A 19,958-nucleotide genomic window follows, 5' to 3' on the forward strand; every position below is an offset into this window, starting at 1 on the left:
GGTGCTTAACACAAAGATCGCCTTATTAGTCAAAATCGTGATGGGTAACCAGCCAAAGTTGACGCAGTATGTTCTCATTACGATTACTTCTAAGATTAAGCATGCGAAGCGCCGGCCCACTCTCACCGAACATGTTTGTGGCATTAGCATATTGGACATCCATGGCGACGTCTATCCAGGTATCTCTTCCTGCTGCTTTGCCAACGTATAGTGCGTTATCGGCTACTTTAAGCACCTCATCCCAAGGTATTGCGCCAGGAGCATGAATATTCAAAGGAAAGGGCACACTGCCTATAGTACACGTGATAGGAATATGGGTGTCATCATCAATGCTCACAGGTGAACTCGCCACTGCCGCACGCAATCGTGCCGCCACCAGATGACTTTGCTGGCGGCTGGCGTGACGCATGACTAGCAAAAACTCTTCCCCGCCCCAGCGCACGACGTAATCGGTATCCCGCGCCACTGAGGTAAGCCTTTTTGCTATTTCCACCAACACCTTATCGCCTGCATGATGGCCGTATTCATCATTCACTTTTTTAAAATGATCTATATCAATCAAAAAAAGCATTATGTCGCTGTCTGGGAGAGGCTGCGAACTTGTACTATCTTGATAGCGTCTAATAGCCAATTGGCTATCTTTTTTCATTGCGTCATCAATAAAACGTCGGTTATAGGTTTGGGTAAGCGGGTCGATATGGCTTAACTTTAGCAACTGTTCAGACTTTTCTTTTAATCGCTGAGCAGTTTCTTCTAGGCTCCTTGTTCGTGAGTTTACCTGTTTTACCAAATAGGCTTCTCGTCTTTTCAAATGAAGGGTACGAACAAAAACAAGCCCTACTATGGTAGCAATGCCTGCTAAAACAAAGGCGAATTGCGCCCACCATGTCTGATACCAGTAAGGCTCAACACGTAAATGCATGACACTGGGGGCGCCATCCCAGGCCTTTCCTTTAAGGCTTGATTGCACCTCAAAGCGATAGTCGCCGGGCGCTAAGCGGGTATAGCTTGCAACTCTATTATTGGCGTTGGCTACGTTCCACTGTTGTTCAAACCCCTTTAGTCGGTATCGATAGCGCCTACTTTGAGCATCAACATAATCCAAGCTGGTAAAAGAAATAGAAACTTTGTTGTCTGACGCAGGCACGGTTAGCGCAGAGGCAGGGCTTTTTCCAGCTATAGGAGAAGTAAATGTACGTGTGCCAATCTTACTGGTGGTAAACAACACCGACTTTTGACTGTGTTGCTCAATCTCTTTTGTGGTATCAATCACGGTGACACCGCCTACGCCCCCAAACACGAGTACCCCTCCAGTCGTTGAAGCGGTTGCGTTGCGGGAATATGGCGCCGACAGGCGAATATCACTACGCATAATTGCTGTAGGGTGAAGGGAGGCGTTATCCACCGCGCTGATCCCCTCTGACGAGCTCACCCAAATTTTGCCTAAGGCGTCCTCTTCTAACCCCCTAATAATGTTATCAGGTAGCCCTTCTTTTTCAGTTATGCGAATGAAGGATTGAGGAAATAACCCACGTTTGCTTACGTCAGCATTTTCCATACCGGCGGGAGGTTCTTGTGGCAGCATTAGAGGCTCTGTGACAAATAGGCCCTGTCCTTCGGTGCCTATCCATAAACGCTGTTGAGCATCAATCAATAAGCTAGATACAAAGCCCAAGGGGACGCGTGTGTTACCTAGGTTCACCTCAGACACCTGATAAACCACCTCACCACTGGCATTTACCCAATTAATACCATTCCAAGTGCCTACAATAACGCCGCCTTCCCCCCACTTCGCAAGCGTAGCAATTTTTAGGTCGGTCAGCGCACTACTTATATGCTTCTCAGAGGTAAGGGTATAACCATCGTTTAATAGTGAAAACTGCCAAAGACCGTCGGTTCCCCCTGCCCACAGCGTGCTATCGCTTAGCAGCAAGGCCCCCGTATACGCTTTGTTATCTCTATATAAGGTAGATAAGCGCTGAAGACGGCCGTTATGGAAGGTGTATACCCCTTTAGTTGTGCCGATATAACCTCTGTTATCTTGGGAGATACTAAGTGCTTCTATAGCACCGGGGGGCAAGACATCTTCTTTTGCGCTGCTTGGGATGTGCGTAGCAATCCCTCTTTTGTTATTCGCAATATCTACCCCTGCTAGCCTATACCCAAACCAGACATCGCGCTTATTGGCAGAAGAAATAGATGTCACATCAATGCCCATGAGACCATTTTTTCTTCCTATATCCCCCAATAGGCTTTTCATCATAATTTGATTGGGGTTAAACACGCTTACGCCGTTACTTGTGGCTAACCATACTAAACCATCGCGAGAGGGGGTTATTCGCCAAATTTCATCATTTACCAAACTTGTATCATTGAGACGGTTGTGGGTTATCCGTCTGGTTTCACCAGTATGGGCGTTAACTTCAATGACGCCTTGTCCAAAGGTACCCAACCACACTACGCCGTTAGATATCTCATCCATGGAGAATATCCACTCGCCTTCAAACCCCTCGATAGCAACATCGAGCACCTCATGCTTTGCTGTAATTGCAACAACGCCCTGATGAGGCGTCGCCACCCACAGGTCTCCGTTACTCAATGCCGTAATCGCCGATATTCTTTGCTCTCCGTCGATGTAGCGAGATAAATCAAGTTGCTCAAAGTTTGGTTGATGTGCAGTTTTAAAGAATAAGCCATGGCTGGTGGCCAACCAAGTAGTCCCCTGCCCGTCGGTATAGTTAGCAAAAAACCGAAGCGAAGGATATGTTTGCTTAGCACCTGTCATGTAGACCTCCACATGGGGATCCACAGAAGTTAGCCGTCCTAAACCTTGTGCATGACTAAACCAAATATCGTCATTGGCTTGCGATACGCCAATAAGGGCAACGTTTTTAAATTCAGCCTTGCCCCAAGGTAGTGTTGACCAGCGCCGTTCAAATGGGTCGAAATCAAGCAACCCAATTGATGTTGATAAGATGAATTTGCCACTACGCGCTTTGGCAAGCGCATAAATACTCAGCGCATCCATCCCCCTTTGAAGAGGGATATGCTCAAAGTGGTAACCGTCGAAGCGGTAAAGACCTTCGTGGGTAACTAGCCAGAAAAAACCTGCGCTATCTTGCTCAATATTAGTGATTCTGCCTCGAGGGAGACCGTCAGAATAGGTGTAGTTAATAAATGCAGTATCGTGCCACCCCCACGCTTCGCTCGGCTGCGCGAACGAAGAAAAGGGCCAAATAAAGAGCAAGGGAAGTAACAAAGATAACGCAAGCTTAACTACACATTTCATGCGACAAAAACAGGCCTTTTATACAACTAAGGAGGGCATTAAAAGCACATATAATGCTGTTAGAGTAAATATTGTGCAAGCTCTCTAACTCTTTGCATCGAGTCCGGCTTGATAAAGCGCATTTTTTTTCAGTTGATAATGTTCCGCCACCACCGCTGCCGCTTTCTTCAGCGGCATGTGTTCACACAAACTGCTTAATAACGAAAGTGCTTGAGGCGGGATAGCAGTTACATCAATTTGCGCAGGTGAAACCATCACCACAAACTCGCCTTTTTGATGGGCGGGATCTTCTTCAAAGTAGGCCAACACTTTACTTGGCGTGCCACTCACATAGGTTTCGAACGTTTTGGTTAACTCTTTTGCGATCACAATATGGCGTTCACCTAATACTCGCGCTATGTCTTTCACCGTATTTACTATTCTTCGCGGTGCTTCATAAAACACGCTAGTGCAGGTACGAGATTTCAGCAGAGTAAGTTGATTGTCCCGCGCCTGGGTTTTTACCGGAAGAAAACCTTCGAATATAAACCTATCGGTAGGTAACCCCGATGCGCTAAGCGCAGTAATGGCGGCACAGGGCCCCGGTAAAGCAATAACCGGAATGCCTTCTTCACGGCATTTTCGTACTAAGACAAACCCAGGATCGCTGATAAGGGGCGTGCCCGCGTCGCTTATTAGTGCCACCGACTCGCCACCTTTCAATCGATGGCAAAGCATGGTGGTACGCTTGTCTTCGTTATGATCATGTAACGACAAGGTGCGCGTGCTGATACTGAAGTGTTGCAACAGTCGCGCACTGTGACGAGTATCTTCAGCAGCAATCCAGGCTACGCGTGTTAACACCTCGATAGCTCTAGCGCTAATATCATCCAAGTTGCCAATAGGTGTTGGCACTATATACAAGGTTGCAATATCGGTCATAAATTCACATAGGTATCGTCTAATAGACAAATTGTACCACGCCAATGGGCCAGTTTTTGCGTGCAAACGTAGATTTTAATAGTGGTTAAGATAAACTTGTGTCTTAACGTCGTAAAAGGAATGAAACTGTGCGTCACATTGGACACCTGAATAAACGATTTATCCCCCTTGCTTTAGGCAGTGCTCTACTCATAGCGGGCTGCTCAAGTACGCCTGAAAAAGTGGCGCAATCTACGCAAGAAAATCGTCCTCCCATTAAAAAGCAAATGGAAACGCAGGTGACGCCAGAGCATAAATTGCTTGAGGCGAAAAAAGTATGGCAACAACGTAGAGATAAACTATCAAGAGATACTTTGTTACTTGATGCCACTGCGCTTTACCTTGATCAGGATGACATCTTGCTTGCGCAACAGGTTTTACTCGAGCTTAAACAAGACGGAATTGAGCCTAGGTTACACGATCGCTTCGCACTGTTACTCGCTGAGGCTTATATCAATAACGATAATGCCGACCCAGTAAAGTTGCATGCATTATTAGAAGGCCTTAGTACCTCAACGGCTAAGCAAGCGGAAATTCAAACCCGCCTATTTGCAAAGCAGGGGATGTGGGCAGATGCCGCTAACAGTGTACTTAACACTACGCAGAGTGAAAAAGACAAAGTTGACCAAGCATGGAGTTGGATAAAGCAACTTGACGATCAGGCGTTATTGAAGGCGGACAAACAGTTCCCTGCGTTACGCCCGTTTATTGCATTAAGAAACTTAACTAAACAATATGCCGAATCTGCTGCTCAACTGCGCCAAGGTATACGCCAGTTTCAGCTGTCTTACCCAGGCCATATGCTTGCCACCTATTTACCTGAAGACATAGAGAAAGCCAAGCAAATTAGCGCGCCCGCATTAAAAGAAGTGGCTGTGCTCCTTCCCTTAAGCGGGCGTTTAGCAAGCACTGGCGAAGCCGTGAAAGATGGCATGATGTCGGCCTATTACCAGCAACTAAGTACACAACAAGACACTGATAGCTTACCGGCGTTGCGCTTTATAGATACAGTGGGCAAATCGCCTGAAGCGTTAATTGAAGCATTAGGTGAAGCCAAATTTATGGTGGGTCCTTTATTAAAAGAAACAGTGGAAGACTTGGTTCCGCTATTGCCAACAGGCGTAAACATGCTGGCGTTAAACAGAGTGGAGGAAGAGATTGCTTCATCTTCCGTTCAAGTAAATTCCCCGCTAAAGGGAGCCTCAAAGGCGGTTGTGTCTGAACTTGAAACCACCGCCCTTACCGAAGTACGTTATTTTGCATTAGCTCCCGAAGATGAAGCTGAGCAACTGGCCCAGTTCATTTTCGAGAAAGGACTGCGTGCACCTATTGTCGTAGCCTCACAAAGTAGTCTTTATACTCGAATGCACGATGCCTTTAAAGATCGTTGGTATCAATTACATAGACAACGTGGCACCAAGGCCCATGTCACTACGGTAACGTTTAACGATAGTGCATCGCTACGGGAAGGCATAACCCAAGCACTAGATGTTGCGCAAAGTAACCAGCGTATAAATCAAATTGAATACATGGTGAATGAGGATGTGTATAACATGCCCCGCAGCCGTAGAGACATCGATGCTATCGTTGGGTTTGCTTCGCCTCAGGACACCGAACTCCTTAACCCTATTATCGAAGCCAGTTTAAACCCTTACGATGGCAAACAGGTTCCTGTGTACGCTACTTCACGCTCTATGGACTACGATAGTGGCAAAAACCAGTGGCGAGATTTGCAAAACGTGCGGTTTATTGACATGCCTTGGATGATGCCTAGCCATCAGTGGCCTCGTTTAGCCGAAGAAACGAAAGCGGTCTGGCCAACCCGCACAACGATGCAGAATCGGTTGTTCGCATTCGGCGTGGATGCATACAACCTTCTGCCTCAATTAGGCATACTCACGGTACTACCTTACCTAGAATTTCATGGCCTTACAGGCGATTTACGCCTATCTGAAAAAGGTGAGGTCACCCGCCATTTACCACAGGCGGTGATCAGAAACGAACGAGTGCAAATGCTCACGGAGTAAAGCTTCGATGTCGACTAACCAGGGAAACGCTGCTGAAGAAAGGGCTGTTGAATATTTAGAGGAACAAGGCTTATCTCTTTGTTGTCGAAATTACCGAACCCGTCGGGGCGAATTAGATATAGTAATGGAAGATGGCCAAACCCTGGTTTGTGTTGAAGTAAAGTATAGAAAATCGCGACAGTTTGGCCACGCTGTAGAATTTGTTACCGCCAAAAAACTACAGCGAATTCAAGCTGCGTTTAGTGTTTATTTGTTAGATAATAACCTTAACCCCGCGTCGACATCTCTACGCATCGATGTTGTCGCGATTGATGGAAGCACGATTCAATGGTTAAAAAACATTGGTTAACCTTGCCACCGTTTAGCGAGGTTAAGTACACGGGAACCATTGAAATGAATACCACCCATAGAACAAAGTGATGTATAAGCGCCATCCGTTCTAATTGCCGCAGAGCAAGGTAATTTACACCTTTGTCATAGGGCAATTTAATAAGAGAAAAAAGAAGTATGATTGAACAAATTAAAGCGAATTTTACCGAAAGTATTCAAACCAAAATTGCTGCGTCCGAGATTTTGCCTGAGTCGATAGAGAAAGCCGCGGGAATGATGGTGGAAGCGCTTATTAGAGGCAACAAGATTTTGAGTTGTGGAAATGGCGGCTCTGCTGGTGATGCCCAACATTTCTCCTCAGAAATGTTAAACCGCTATGAACGGGATCGCCCTAGCCTGCCTGCTATCGCTCTAAGCACTGATACTTCAACGATTACCTCTATCGCTAATGACTACAGCTATGATGAAATTTTCGCAAAGCAGGTGCGCGCCCTCGGTCAACCCGGCGATATCCTATTGGCAATTTCAACCAGTGGGAATTCACGTAATGTCACCGCGGCCATGGAAGCAGCGTTATCGCGCGACATGACTATCGTTGCGTTGACGGGGAAAGATGGCGGCGAAATGGCCGGTTTTCTTAGCGAGCACGACGTTGAAATTCGCGTTCCCTCTAATCGTACCGCCCGAATTCAGGAAGTTCATTTATTGGTTATTCACAACCTGTGTGAATGCATTGATGATAGTTTATTTCCAGCCGACCACGGTGAAGACTAGATAGCCAGAGCATGACTGTGTTTAAAAAACTAAGTGTATGTATTGTTTCGCTCCTTGTGGTTATGCAACTTCAAGGGTGTGTTGCTGCCTTTGGCGCCGCCGGCGCAATGGCAGCGAAGGTAGCTAATGACCGGCGCACTGTGGGAACTCAGCTCGACGATCAGAATGCGGGCAGAGCAGTGGCCTACCAATGGGCGAAAAGTGATGCGTTAAAAGCGCAAACTAATCTACAGGCAGATGTCTATAACCGTGTATTGCTACTTACCGGTCAGGCGCCTTCGCAGGCGCTAATTGATGAAGCCGTAGAGCGCGCTCAAAGTGTTAGCTATATTAAAAAAATTCACAATCAAATTCGTATTGCTGAGCCCATTGGGGCGGGCACGCAAGCCAATGATATTTGGCTTGCGTCAAAAGTACGCGCGAAAATTATTGCTGATGAGAGAGTGCCTGCACTTCAAATTAAAGTGATAGTACAAGACTCAGAAGTATTCTTAATGGGCCAACTCACTAACCTTGAAGCCACTACTGCCGTTGATATTGCTCGCAATATTACAGGCGTGGCTCGTGTGGTGCGTGCGTTTGAAATCATTTAGCCGCGACGTGGCCACCGCCCTGTTAGTTGCAGGGGCGCTGTTCATGGAAATACTGGATGCTACTGTTATCACCACGGCAATCCCTGTTATTGCCCGTGATTTTAGCGTGCCTGCTGCTCACCTTTCTATTGGTGTTTCAGCTTACCTGGTTGCAGTTACCCTATTTATTCCCTTAAGTGGGTTCATTGCTGATAAGTTTGGTGCGCAAACTATCTTTATAAGCGCAATTATCATTTTCACCTTCGCCTCTGTGCTTTGCGGTATAAGTACTAGCCTTATAGAGTTTACGTTAGCCCGCATACTGCAAGGAGTGGGCGGCGCTATGATGGTCCCGGTAGGCCGGTTAGTGGTATTGCGCGACTTACCAAAAGAAAAGCTCGTTAAAACTGTTGCCATTATTACCTGGCCGGCATTAAGCGCGCCTTTGCTTGGGCCTGTACTCGGCGGTTACATTGCCACCCATTTTAGTTGGCAATGGATATTTTTTATGAATGTTCCGCTGGGCCTAATAGCGGTTGTAGCCTCTATGCGATTACTTAAAAATACCAAAGCACCGGTGGGCAAATTTGATGTGAAAGGCTTTCTACTTACCGGCATTGGCTTTGCCAGCTTTATGGCAGGTATTGAATATTTAGCCGGTAACACCGATGCCGTGGCCACCAGCTTAGGGATCATTGGTCTCGGGCTATTATTAATGATTTTTGCCGTTCTTCATGTACTCAAAGCGCCAAACCCGCTATTTTCCTTCGACGCGATGCAGCACCGCACCTTTCGGTTAGGCGTTTACGGTGGCTCTGTAGTACGTATTGCCCTAGGTAGCGCACCATTTCTCGTGCCGCTAATGTTACAACTGGGTATGGGATACACTCCGGTAGAAGCAGGGTCGTTGTTGTTGTGGCTATTTGCAGGTAACTTAGCCATAAAACCCGCTACCACGTGGATAATGAACGCATTTGGGTTCAAGCGGGTACTGGTAGTTAACGGCATATTAATTTCTTTGGGCTTTGTAGCATTAGCCTTTGTTAACCCTGATACTTCAAGAGTCGCAGTAGCTAGCCTTTTGTTTATAAACGGCGTTACTCGCTCAATGCACCTTACTCTCTTAAACACTATCGCATTCGCCGATGTCCCTACCCATAAAATGCGCGATGCCAATACGTTAAGCGCCATATTAATGCAAATGAACAGAGGCCTTGGTATTACCCTATCAGCACTAGCTATAGCCGGCGCCTCACTTATATTGGGCACGCCGGCTGAATCGCCATCGCTAAACACCTTCACTATTGCCTTGCTATTTATGGCTTTATTAGCGCTGGTGAGTATTGCCGATAGTCTTATGTTGTCAAAAAAAGATGGTGATGCAGTGCTTAATAAGCGCCTTAGAAAACAGGCAAAAAAAGAAGCCTAGCTTGGTTATTTCAACGCTGTACGTTAATGCTTCACCACCGTTACGCGTTCACCATTACCTTGTTTTAAAAATATAAACTTTAGTCCAATATCCTTTAGTATATGGACAACATTGATAGTAAACACTAACTTCACTAAAGTATATTATCCGAAGGGTTTAAAAATAACGCCCTTCTCTGTCTACGCCTTTTACATCTCCCAATAAATGCTTTTTCACCGCTCCAACTATCCTCTCTATAAACAATAATTTAACAATTTTGGCATGGTAGGTGCTATTTCAGTGATGGTATTACACCAAAGAAAAAACAAAACCCCACTTCTGCCACGCTAAGTAGCACTGAGGGCGGAAAATTATTATTAGGTTATTTGTATGAATAAAAAACAAGCCAACGCCAATTTATTTAGTGCTCGCCCTTTCGCGAGTGTGTTACTCACCTCAATACTACTTACGGCGACTACAGCGAATGCCACTGTAGTCTCTAGCGAAGCAGATGCCTATGCTTTGGGTATTGACCTAAGTTTAGATATACCTGGAGTTAACCTATCTGTAGATGTTTTAGCACCTACCGGTGCCTCTGGTATAGCGCCTTCCCCGTTTAACAACACAAACTCAATACTAGGCAGTGATCTTGGGCTAGGTACTCAAGTCACCGTGGCGCCGACATTATCGGTAAGTCTCGCTTCCCCGTCAGACGCAGCGGTACTGGAAGCAACCGCCTCTAGCAATGTTGATGGCACAACAGGGTCTCGCGACGCATCGGGTAACAGCACCGCTACCGGACTCACGTTAGATATACTTAATACGTTGCTAGCACCGCCTATAGGCATTGCTATGCCAGGTACCGCTGTAAGCATTTCTGCCTCTGCGCTAAACTCAACCTCAACAGTCTCTGGAGACTACGGCAGCCTATCTAGTACTGGAAGCTCCTATATCGCAGATTTGGCCATTACTTTATTTGGCACACCGTTAATTATACTTGGCCCTAGTGACTTTGGTCTTATAACCGATGTTAACGGTGGACTAAGCACGTCACCCAATTTTGAAGCCCTCAACGTGGGTGGTATTGTAGGCTTAAACCTAATCCTTAACGAGCAAACAGGGAGTTGTACTAACACGCTATGTGACTTAACGGTAAATGCGCTTAGACTAAGCTTTGATGCTGTAGATATTAGTAGCTTTGGCTTACCAACAAATGGGTTACTATCTGGGACGTTAGCAGGCGATATTACCTTAGGTCACTCTTACTCACAGTTGGCCGCAGTCGACAATAGTGTGGCGGTTTCGACACCAACAACGGTAAGTTTATTTGCACTTGCGTTATTAGGGGTTGCGTTCTCAAACCGTAAACTCGTTATTGCACGTAAAAGCTAAAGCGTTTGATTTCCTGTTTGCTATTTACGTTTGTAAAAAAGCCGGTCAATGTGACCGGCTTATAGGTAATTGAATTAACGTAGCGCCATCTCTATCTAAAATTCAGTGGTAAATCTCACGCCAAATTCGCTAGCATCATTGCTAAGCACTTGAATAATGTAGTCACCGGTATTTAAGCGGGCATTATCATAACGCTCGTCAAAAATATTGCGGCCATAGAGTGCCACCGTATAAGCGTCATCTGCCGGCGTGTAGGCAATATCTACATTCACTAGCTCACGACTATCTAGCTCTGTCTGACGGCTTGACAACGATGATGGCTCACCATACATGTCTGAACGGTAAGAGTAATCCGCGCGTACGCGGATAGAATCGCCGCCTTCAAGGTCGAAGGTGTAAGATGGACCGATAGCAAGCGTTAGGTCAGGCGTTAGAGGCGCCACTGGCTTGTAGCCTTCCTGCTCCTCTACATCCACATCCATATAGCCAATACTCGCCATCATGCTAAAGTTACCGTAGTTAAAGGTAGTGTCTAGCTCAATACCACGAGAGGTTTGCGTAACAATTTGGTTATCGGTTTCAAACCCATTTTCGGTCACTTTACTCACCTGATACGGTAAGTCATCAAAGTCTGTATTGAATACTGCTACGCTGACGTCAAAATATTCATTTACTCGTCCTTTAATCCCGACTTCGTAGTTAACCGCAGTGATATTGTCTGAGGCAACGAAACATTCAATGTCACCAAACAAACAGTAAGGTCTCGCAGGATACTGACCAGACTGGTAGCCTGACTGAATTGTCGCGTAACCTGTCATGCCATTTTCAAAGGTGTAATTAGAGGCAATTTCCCACGTAACTTCATCCCAGTTATCGCTTGAATAAACCGTACCTATTGCTTCTGAAACACTGGCTGACGCATCTTTCTCATCTTCGGTATAACGCAGGCCACCAGATAGGCTAAGCTCGTCAGTCAAGTCTCGGCGCACATTCACATACACCGCTTTTGATGTCGTTTCCTGGTCAAGTTCCAATAAATTGGACCATGTATTGTAGCTAGAATCCTCGCCCTGACGATTTTTGCCTTCTTCATTAAAATAATACAAACCGGCAACAAAGTCGGTGTATTCATTAATGTAACCATTTAACTGAAGCTCTATAGAGGTTTGATCTGCTTCACCACGCTCAGGATAGTGATCCAGGCTGTAAATAGTGCCATCGTCATCTAAACCCGCTTTATATTTTGAAGAACGGGTGCTTGCAACTAACTTCAGCGTATAGTCATCGTTCATGTCCCATTCTGTGGTAAGTGCTAAACCGCGAGCTTCGTTAGACACGCCGGTAACGGCTTCTTCACTGGTTGCGTTGTCGTAAATGTCGTAGCCTTCTGGCGTCACATCCGTATTTTGCAGCGCAACACCTAACGGGTTATCCCCGCCGTAATAACGCTCAGATTGCAATTCATCAATTAGCACAGTGTAAGGGCGCAGGCCACCGTCACCATTATTGCCATCGGCAGTCAGTACCATACGAAAGTCATTCGATGGTTCCCATTTAACGGATAAACGACCCGACACATCTTCGGTTTCGCCCACATCATACTCAGCGTCAGGCACATTAATAAACTCGCCTAAGCCATCACGTTTATTAAACGCCATATTCATATTGAAAGACAGCGTGTCTGTTAAACCATGATTAACAAACAAATCTGCTTTAACGCGGCCTCGCGTACCAAATTCAATGTTAACTTTCGTTAAATCACCTTGATCTGGCTCTTTGGTAATAATGTTGATAGCACCACCAATAGAGTTACGTCCGTACAAAGTCCCCTGGGGACCACGAAGCACTTCAATACGCTCTATATTATTTAAACTCCAGTTTTGGCCAACTTGGCGGCCTAGGTAAACGCCATCAACATACACGCTTACACCTGGGTCTGTGGTGATAAGGTGGTCTTGCAGACCAATACCACGAATAAACGGGTTAACAGAAGAAGTATGACCGGCAGAAAAGCCTGTTACATTCAAGTTAGGTACAAATTTACCTACATCGGTAAGGTCGCTAATGCCTTGTTCAGCAAGTTTATCGCCATCAAATGCACTAATAGCAATGGGAACTTCATAGATAACTTGCGGGCGTTTAGTCGCAGTAACGGTAATAGCTTCAAACTTTTGTTCTTCAGCTGCGTCAGCGTCTTGAGCAATAACAGGGTTTGAGAAAACGGGAACAGTGAGGGCTACTGCTAGTGCCACAGGGGAGAGCCTACTGGCAAGTGTCTTAGACACATCAGTATTGGTGATCATGTATAACCTCTTTACGTGAGTGTTAGGTGTAAAATTATTGTATTTTTAGGCTGCTTCAGATTCTTCTATGGAACCTTAAAACCCAATAAACTCAAGAATAGAACGCCATTACGACTAATGGCTTGCCGAACTGGCTAAGAGGCTGACAAATACTCCATGTTCTTAAAGCTAAATATCACCACGTCCCTGCTTTATGAACAAAAATACCAGCCTTCATCTACTCTTAAGTAATCTTTGAGCCTGAAGACTGGAAAGCTATAATACTGACAAGGTACTAATTAGCATAGATATTTATTACGAAACCGTCACATTTTGCACAAAAACTAGACTAATTGGTTAAAATATAAGGAAATTATTTTAAGAAAAATTAAACCCCCTCCTTCTTTCCCTTGAGCGGTCGTTCACTTTTTAATCATCTCAATTTGCTTTCGCTACTTTTTTCAACTCGTGTAAATACCTTAACGGTGCAACACCACCACCGAATACCAGTATTAATCTCAGCCCAGATGATTCAACAAACCAAGAGGGGTAAAAATAAAGATAAATCAAGATGAAGCACATTGTCACTGTACAAACAATATCAATATTGATGCGAGTGAATAATTTATCCATCGGCTACTCCCTACGCATGGTCCGGAGCTGACGCGTGGCCAAATAATTTGTCGCAGGGCCTGAGGCGCTAATATTTATATGATGCTGGAAGTCATAATATTGCCCCATCGCCCATTGCGATAACGCAACTGCAAAAATATTTCCCCCACTTATCCCTCCTACAAGGGTGCCTACAATCGATTGCTGTGTCTCTCTATCAAGTTCGCCGCCACTTACCTTTGTAATTTCGTTTAACGTCAAGGTTTGCATATATTTTTCCTCTTAAAAAATTACAAATCATGGTTACAACGTTCATTATTCAATCAATTTAGGGCCTTAAATTAAACTGTACCTTAGCCGCGTTTTTTCACCTGATTGCACTGCCATATCCGCAACCATGGTTGTGTGGTTCCAGAAGCCATCGCGTTACATCTCAAACATTGTCGACAAAATAACAAGACACCCTTGATAAAACCAACCAAACCACCTATATTGTCGACAATTATTGCAAAAGTGAAACGATGTGAATGAACCAAGTAGCCGCTGTAACCACAGCAGATAAAACCTTTATTAAGCTAAGAGACGATATTGTAGAAGGTGTTATTCCTGCCGCGAGCAAGCTTAGTGAAATGGAGTTGTCGACAAAATACGATGTCAGCCGCGCGGTTATTCGTGAAGCCATAAATCGCTTGGCCACGTGTCATCTTGTTGAGCGCAAGGCGAATGTAGGTGCCCGCGTGGTCGCTTTATCCGCAAAAGGTCTTGTTCAACTTTATCAAGTACGTGAAGCACTTGAAGGTATGGCGGCCAGGTTAGCGGCGCGCAATATGAGTGATGAAGAAATAGCGGGAATGCAGGCGTTATTAGACAGCCATTTTAACGAAGTTAAAGACGACGAACGCTATTATCAAGAAGCGGGCGATGTTGACTTTCACTACCGCATCGTAACCGGCAGTAAAAACGAGCACCTTATTAGTGTGTTAATAAACGGCCTCTACCATTTAGTACGTATGTACCGTGTTCAGTTAGGCATGGCCGGCCCTCGAGTAACAACCGCCTTTGACGAACACCAGCACATTGTTAACGCCATTGCTAATCGCGACGAAGAATTGGCAGAAATGTTAATGCGTCGCCACATTCTTTATTCAAAAAATAATATCGAAAAGAAGCTCAGCAATGACTAATACCTACAAGGCTTCTCCTTACCTATTACACCTCTACCCTACTTTCAATTAAGCGAGTGATTATCATGAGTGCAGGAAAGAAATTTAGAACCGCCCTAGAAAACAACAAACCTCTTCAAATCGTGGGCACTATTAATGCCTACACGGCCATGATGGCGAAGGCCATTGGCCATCAAGCTATTTATCTTTCAGGTGGCGGCGTAGCGAATGCATCGTATGGCTTGCCAGATTTAGGCATGACCTCACTTAATGACGTGATTGCCGATGTTCAGCGCATCACCAGTGCGTGTGACCTACCACTTATGGTGGATATTGACACAGGCTGGGGCGGGGCTTTTAACATCGCCAAAACCATTCGCGACATGGAAAAAGCTGGCGCAGCCGCTTTACATATGGAAGACCAAGTCGCACAAAAGCGCTGTGGTCACCGCCCTAATAAAGAAATTGTGAGTACGGCAGAAATGGCAGATCGCATTAAAGCCGCCATTGATGCCAGAACCGACCCCGACTTTTTCATTATGGCGCGCACCGACGCCTTCGCGCAAGAAGGCTTAGAAAAAGCCATTGAGCGCGCTAAAGCTTACGTTGCAGCAGGCGCAGACGGCATTTTTGCCGAAGCAGTTCAAACTGAAGAACATTACCGTGCATTTGCTGAAGCCTTAGATGTACCGATTCTCGCCAATATTACTGAGTTCGGCAAAACCGAGCTTTGGAATAAAGAAGAGTTGGGCGAATGGGGCGCAGACATGGTGCTTTACCCGCTAAGTGCGTTCCGCGCCATGAATAAAGCAGCAGAAATGGTGTACAAATCTATACTAGAAAATGGCGATCAAAAAGCCGTTGTCGACACCATGCAAACACGCATGGAGCTATACGATTACCTTGGCTACCACGAATACGAGCAAAAGCTAGATGCGCTATTTGCCAACGGCAAAAACTAAATAAATAAACGATTGCAGCTTGAAGTTGGCGAGCACGAGGATGCAGGGGTGAAGCTCCTTGGAACGGGGGCGGCACACAGGGCGTTACCACGCCGTGAACCCATCCATGGGGGCTCCGTTTCGGCATCCATGCCTCAAAGGGGTAACGCCCTGTACCCCGCCCCCGCTATTTCGGAGCCTGGCACCCAATTTAAGTTGAGTTTTAACAGTTTTAATCAGAAATATTTTTAATAAGTACCTTACATATTATACAAGACCGGAGACAACAAAATGGCTAAACAGTTAAGTGGCGCGGGTTTACGCGGCCAAGTTGCAGGTAAAACGGCGTTATCAACGGTAGGTAAATCAGGTTCAGGTTTAACCTATCGCGGCTACGACGTTAAAGATTTAGCAGAAAAGTGTCAGTTTGAAGAAGTCGCTTATCTTATCTTAAAAGGTCACTTGCCAAATCAAGCTGAGCTTGATGACTATAAAACCAAACTTCGCGGTATGCGCGGTCTTCCTGACGCACTGAAAAACGTGCTAGAACGCATTCCTAAAAATGCCCACCCTATGGATGTGCTTCGCACTGGCTGTTCAATGCTAGGCAACCTTGAAACGGAAACCAGCTTTGATCAACAGCAAGATGTAACGGATCGCATGTTAGCCTGCTTCCCAAGCATTATTTGTTACTGGTATCGCTTCTCACACGATGGTGTGCGCATTGATGTGGAAACCGATGATGACTCCATTGGCGGTCATTTCCTTCACATGCTTCACGGCGAAAAGCCACGGGAGCTTCACGAACAAGTGATGCACGTGTCCCTCATTCTTTATGCCGAGCACGAGTTCAATGCGTCTACATTCACAGCCCGCGTATGTGCCTCTACCCTTTCTGATATGCATTCATGTGTGACCGGCGCGATTGGCTCTCTTCGCGGCCCGCTTCACGGCGGTGCAAACGAAGCCGCCATGGAAATGATAGAAGGCTTCACCTCAGCCGATGACGCAGAAGAAAAAATGATGGGCATGCTAGAGCGCAAAGAGAAAATCATGGGCTTTGGTCATGCAATTTATTCCGAATGCGACCCGCGTAACGAAATTATTAAAAAGTGGTCTGAAAAGCTCGCGGCCGATGTGGGCGATGAGGTGCTTTACCCTGTTTCTGTGCGCTGTGAAGAAGTGATGTGGCGCGAGAAGAAGCTATTTTGTAATGCGGACTTTTTCCATGCATCAGCCTATAACTTCATGGGAATTCCGACGCCGCTATTTACCCCAATATTCGTTATGTCTCGCCTTACCGGCTGGGCTGCGCATGTAATGGAACAGCGCGCTGACAACCGTATTATTCGCCCATCAGCGGAATACACAGGTGAAGAATTGCGCCCTGTTCCTACAATCAGCGAACGTAAATAGGACAGGTGATTTATGAACATTGATTACCGCAAACCGCTTCCAAATGCGGGTATCGACTTTTTCGATACCCGTGAAGCGGTAGATACCATAGAGCCAGGTGCATACGCCAAACTGCCATACACGTCACGTGTGTTAGCTGAAAACTTGGTGCGCAAATGCGACCCAGCCATGTTAAAGGATTCACTCAAACAGCTTATATACCGCAAGCGCGACCTCGATTTTCCGTGGTTCCCGGCCCGTGTGGTATGTCATGATATTCTTGGCCAAACCGCATTAGTTGATTTAGCAGGCCTTCGCGACGCCATTGCAGCGAAAGGCGGAGACCCAGCTAAAGTTAACCCTGTAGTTCCTACATCGCTAATTGTCGACCACTCACTTGCTGTTGAGCATGCGGGTTTTGAAAAAGACGCCTTTGAAAAAAACCGCGCTATTGAAGATAGACGCAACGACGACCGTTTCCACTTTATCAACTGGACAAAAACCGCGTTTAAAAACGTAGATGTTATTCCGCCTGGTAACGGCATTATGCATCAAATCAACTTGGAGCGTATGTCGCCAGTTATTCAAAACCGCGACGGCGTAGCATTCCCTGATACCTTGGTCGGTACAGACAGCCATACCCCGCATGTTGATGCACTCGGTGTTATTGCCGTGGGTGTAGGCGGTCTTGAAGCGGAAAGCGTGATGCTCGGGCGCGCTTCATACATGCGGTTGCCCGACATTGTAGGTGTTGAACTGACAGGCAAACCACAACCAGGTATTACCGCTACCGACATTGTATTAGCCCTTACTGAGTTTTTGCGTAAAGAGCGTGTGGTATCGGCCTATCTGGAATTTTATGGCGAAGGTGCAACCCACTTGACTCTTGGCGATCGGGCGACTATCTCGAACATGACCCCAGAATATGGCGCCACAGCAGCCATGTTCTCCATTGACCAACAAACCATTGATTACTTGCGTTTAACCGGTCGTGAAGAAAAGCAAATTGCGCTAGTGGAACAGTACGCTAAACACACTGGGCTTTGGGCTGATGACTTAGAAACCGCCGAATACGAACGCGTTCTTACGTTTGATTTGTCTGCCGTAGGTAGAAACATGGCCGGGCCGTCTAACCCGCATGCACGTTTAGCTACCACAGATTTAAAAAGCCGCGGTATTGCCGCGAAATGGGAAGAGGAAGACGGTAAAATGCCGGATGGCGCGGTGATTATCGCTGCAATCACCAGCTGTACCAATACCTCTAACCCGCGCAACGTTATTGCCGCAGGTTTATTAGCAAGAAACGCCAATGCGCGAGGGCTAACTCGCAAACCTTGGGTGAAAAGCTCGCTAGCTCCGGGCTCTAAGGCAGTGAAATTATACCTTGAAGAAGCCAATTTAATGAGCGAGCTAGAGCAACTTGGCTTTGGTGTCGTGGCCTTCGCATGCACCACATGTAATGGTATGAGCGGCGCACTAGACCCCAAAATTCAACAGGAAATTATCGACCGCGATTTGTATTCCACCGCTGTGTTATCGGGTAACCGTAACTTCGACGGGCGAATTCACCCCTATGCGAAGCAAGCGTTTCTGGCGTCCCCGCCGCTAGTAGTCGCTTATGCTATTGCCGGTACAGTGCGGTTTGATATTGAAAAGGATGTATTAGGTATAGATGCCAAGGGTAATCCGGTTACGCTGAAAGATATTTGGCCAAGTGATGAAGAAATCGATGCAATTGTAGCAAGTAGTGTGAAACCTGAACATTTTCGCAAGGTTTACGAACCAATGTTCGACCTAAGCGTGAATTACGGTAAGGATATTAACCCTTTGTACAATTGGCGAGAAATGAGCACCTACATTCGCCGCCCACCTTATTGGGAAGGCGCAATGGATGCCGAGCGCACCATGAAAGGTATGCGTCCACTGGCCATTTTGGGCGACAACATCACCACCGATCACCTATCGCCTTCTAACGCCATTATGGCAAACAGTGCTGCTGGGGAATACTTGTCGAAAATGGGGCTACCCGAAGAAGACTTTAACTCCTACGCCACACACAGAGGCGATCACTTAACGGCCCAGCGCGCCACACTCGCTAACCCGAAAGTGTTCAACGAAATGGCGCTAGAAAACGGTGAAGTAAAACAGGGGTCACTGGCCCGGGTTGAGCCCGAAGGCAAAGTTGTGCGCATGTGGGAAGCCATTGAAACCTACATGAACCGCAAACAGCCGCTGATCATTGTAGCGGGCGCTGATTACGGTCAGGGCTCATCGCGAGACTGGGCAGCAAAAGGCGTGCGTCTTGCGGGCGTTGAAGTCATTGTCGCAGAGGGTTTCGAGCGTATCCACCGTACTAACCTTATCGGTATGGGCGTGTTGCCGCTTGAGTTTAAACCTGGCACAACCCGTAAAACCCTTGAGCTAGACGGTACAGAAACCTACGACGTAAGCGGAGAACCTTCGCCGGGCGCAACACTGACGCTGGTAGTAAACCGTAAAAACGGCGAGCAACTAGAAGTGCCCGTAACCTGTCGTTTAGATACAGGTGAGGAAGTCTCAATTTACAGCGCAGGCGGTGTATTACAACGCTTCGCCAAAGACTTCTTAGAAGCAGAAGCTAGCTGATTCAGCTGGGAAGAACTGAGCCGGTTGCAGGACACGCCGTGAATACATCCATGTAGGCTCCCAATTCGCATCCATGCGAATTGAGGGTCCCACACCCAACTCAGTTTTCCCTAAACAAGCTAACTTCTGTTGGCAGGATTTGTTACTTTTGGGCAGGAGGTTGGTTGCGATTTGAAACCTTCCAGCCG

14 protein-coding genes are annotated in these 19,958 nt (G+C 46.4%); 10 read left to right on the forward strand and 4 right to left on the reverse strand.

Going from position 1 to position 19,958, the window contains the following annotated elements; translation table 11 throughout:
• Positions 1-25: 25 nt before the first annotated feature.
• Complete coding sequence (locus GTH32_RS03500) at positions 26-3,289, reverse strand: diguanylate cyclase (RefSeq protein WP_163083853.1); 3,264 nt, start codon at positions 3,287-3,289, stop codon at positions 26-28.
• An 84-nt stretch (positions 3,290-3,373) separates the two neighbouring features.
• The gene (rsmI, locus tag GTH32_RS03505) at positions 3,374-4,210 is read right to left on the reverse strand and encodes a 16S rRNA (cytidine(1402)-2'-O)-methyltransferase (RefSeq protein WP_163083854.1); all 837 of its coding nucleotides are present in this window, start codon (positions 4,208-4,210) and stop codon (positions 3,374-3,376) included.
• Between the two features lie 128 nt (positions 4,211-4,338).
• Between rsmI and GTH32_RS03510 the strand changes: the two genes are divergently transcribed.
• The 6 genes from GTH32_RS03510 (at position 4,339) to GTH32_RS03535 (ending at position 10,752) form a co-directional block, all read left to right on the forward strand.
• Entirely contained in the window at positions 4,339-6,276 is a 1,938-nt protein-coding gene (locus GTH32_RS03510; RefSeq protein WP_163083855.1) for a penicillin-binding protein activator, read from the forward strand.
• A gap of 7 nt (positions 6,277-6,283) precedes the next feature.
• Positions 6,284-6,625 carry a YraN family protein gene (locus GTH32_RS03515; RefSeq protein WP_163083856.1) on the forward strand — a complete coding sequence of 114 codons (342 nt, stop codon included), beginning with the start codon at positions 6,284-6,286 and terminating at the stop codon, positions 6,623-6,625.
• Between the two features lie 158 nt (positions 6,626-6,783).
• Complete coding sequence (locus GTH32_RS03520; protein ID WP_163083857.1) at positions 6,784-7,380, forward strand: phosphoheptose isomerase; 597 nt, start codon at positions 6,784-6,786, stop codon at positions 7,378-7,380.
• A gap of 11 nt (positions 7,381-7,391) precedes the next feature.
• Positions 7,392-7,973, forward strand: a complete 582-nt coding sequence (locus GTH32_RS03525) for a BON domain-containing protein (protein WP_163083858.1) — start codon at positions 7,392-7,394, stop codon at positions 7,971-7,973.
• Positions 7,960-9,381, forward strand: a complete 1,422-nt coding sequence (locus GTH32_RS03530) for an MFS transporter (protein ID WP_246223128.1) — start codon at positions 7,960-7,962, stop codon at positions 9,379-9,381. Before GTH32_RS03525 ends, GTH32_RS03530 begins: the two co-directional genes overlap by 14 nt.
• A gap of 369 nt (positions 9,382-9,750) precedes the next feature.
• Positions 9,751-10,752 carry a hypothetical protein gene (locus GTH32_RS03535; protein ID WP_163083859.1) on the forward strand — a complete coding sequence of 334 codons (1,002 nt, stop codon included), beginning with the start codon at positions 9,751-9,753 and terminating at the stop codon, positions 10,750-10,752.
• Positions 10,753-10,847: 95 nt separating this feature from the next.
• On the opposite strand, the gene GTH32_RS03540 is transcribed toward GTH32_RS03535, so the two are convergent.
• Positions 10,848-13,055, reverse strand: coding sequence for a TonB-dependent receptor (locus tag GTH32_RS03540; RefSeq protein ID WP_163083860.1), 2,208 nt, complete (start codon positions 13,053-13,055; stop codon positions 10,848-10,850).
• 615 nt (positions 13,056-13,670) lie between these two features.
• A complete protein-coding gene (locus tag GTH32_RS03545; protein ID WP_163083861.1) occupies positions 13,671-13,916 on the reverse strand; it encodes a hypothetical protein in 246 nt (81 codons plus the stop codon).
• A 257-nt stretch (positions 13,917-14,173) separates the two neighbouring features.
• Here GTH32_RS03545 and GTH32_RS03550 point away from each other — a divergent pair, with 257 nt between their 5' ends.
• The 4 genes from GTH32_RS03550 to acnD all read left to right on the forward strand — a co-directional run bounded on the left by GTH32_RS03550 (position 14,174) and on the right by acnD (position 19,770).
• Entirely contained in the window at positions 14,174-14,830 is a 657-nt protein-coding gene (locus GTH32_RS03550; protein ID WP_163083862.1) for a GntR family transcriptional regulator, read from the forward strand.
• A gap of 65 nt (positions 14,831-14,895) precedes the next feature.
• Positions 14,896-15,771 (forward strand): methylisocitrate lyase, encoded by an 876-nt coding sequence (gene prpB / locus GTH32_RS03555; RefSeq protein ID WP_163083863.1) that lies wholly within the window; start codon positions 14,896-14,898, stop codon positions 15,769-15,771.
• A 270-nt stretch (positions 15,772-16,041) separates the two neighbouring features.
• On the forward strand, positions 16,042-17,166 hold the full coding sequence (prpC, locus tag GTH32_RS03560; RefSeq protein WP_163083864.1) for a bifunctional 2-methylcitrate synthase/citrate synthase: 1,125 nt from the start codon (positions 16,042-16,044) through the stop codon (positions 17,164-17,166).
• A gap of 12 nt (positions 17,167-17,178) precedes the next feature.
• A complete protein-coding gene (gene acnD / locus GTH32_RS03565; RefSeq protein WP_163083865.1) occupies positions 17,179-19,770 on the forward strand; it encodes a Fe/S-dependent 2-methylisocitrate dehydratase AcnD in 2,592 nt (863 codons plus the stop codon).
• Positions 19,771-19,958 lie beyond the last annotated feature (188 nt).

It is taken from the genome of Alteromonas profundi, from assembly GCF_010500865.1.
Taxonomy (GTDB): Bacteria; Pseudomonadota; Gammaproteobacteria; order Enterobacterales; family Alteromonadaceae; genus Alteromonas; species Alteromonas profundi.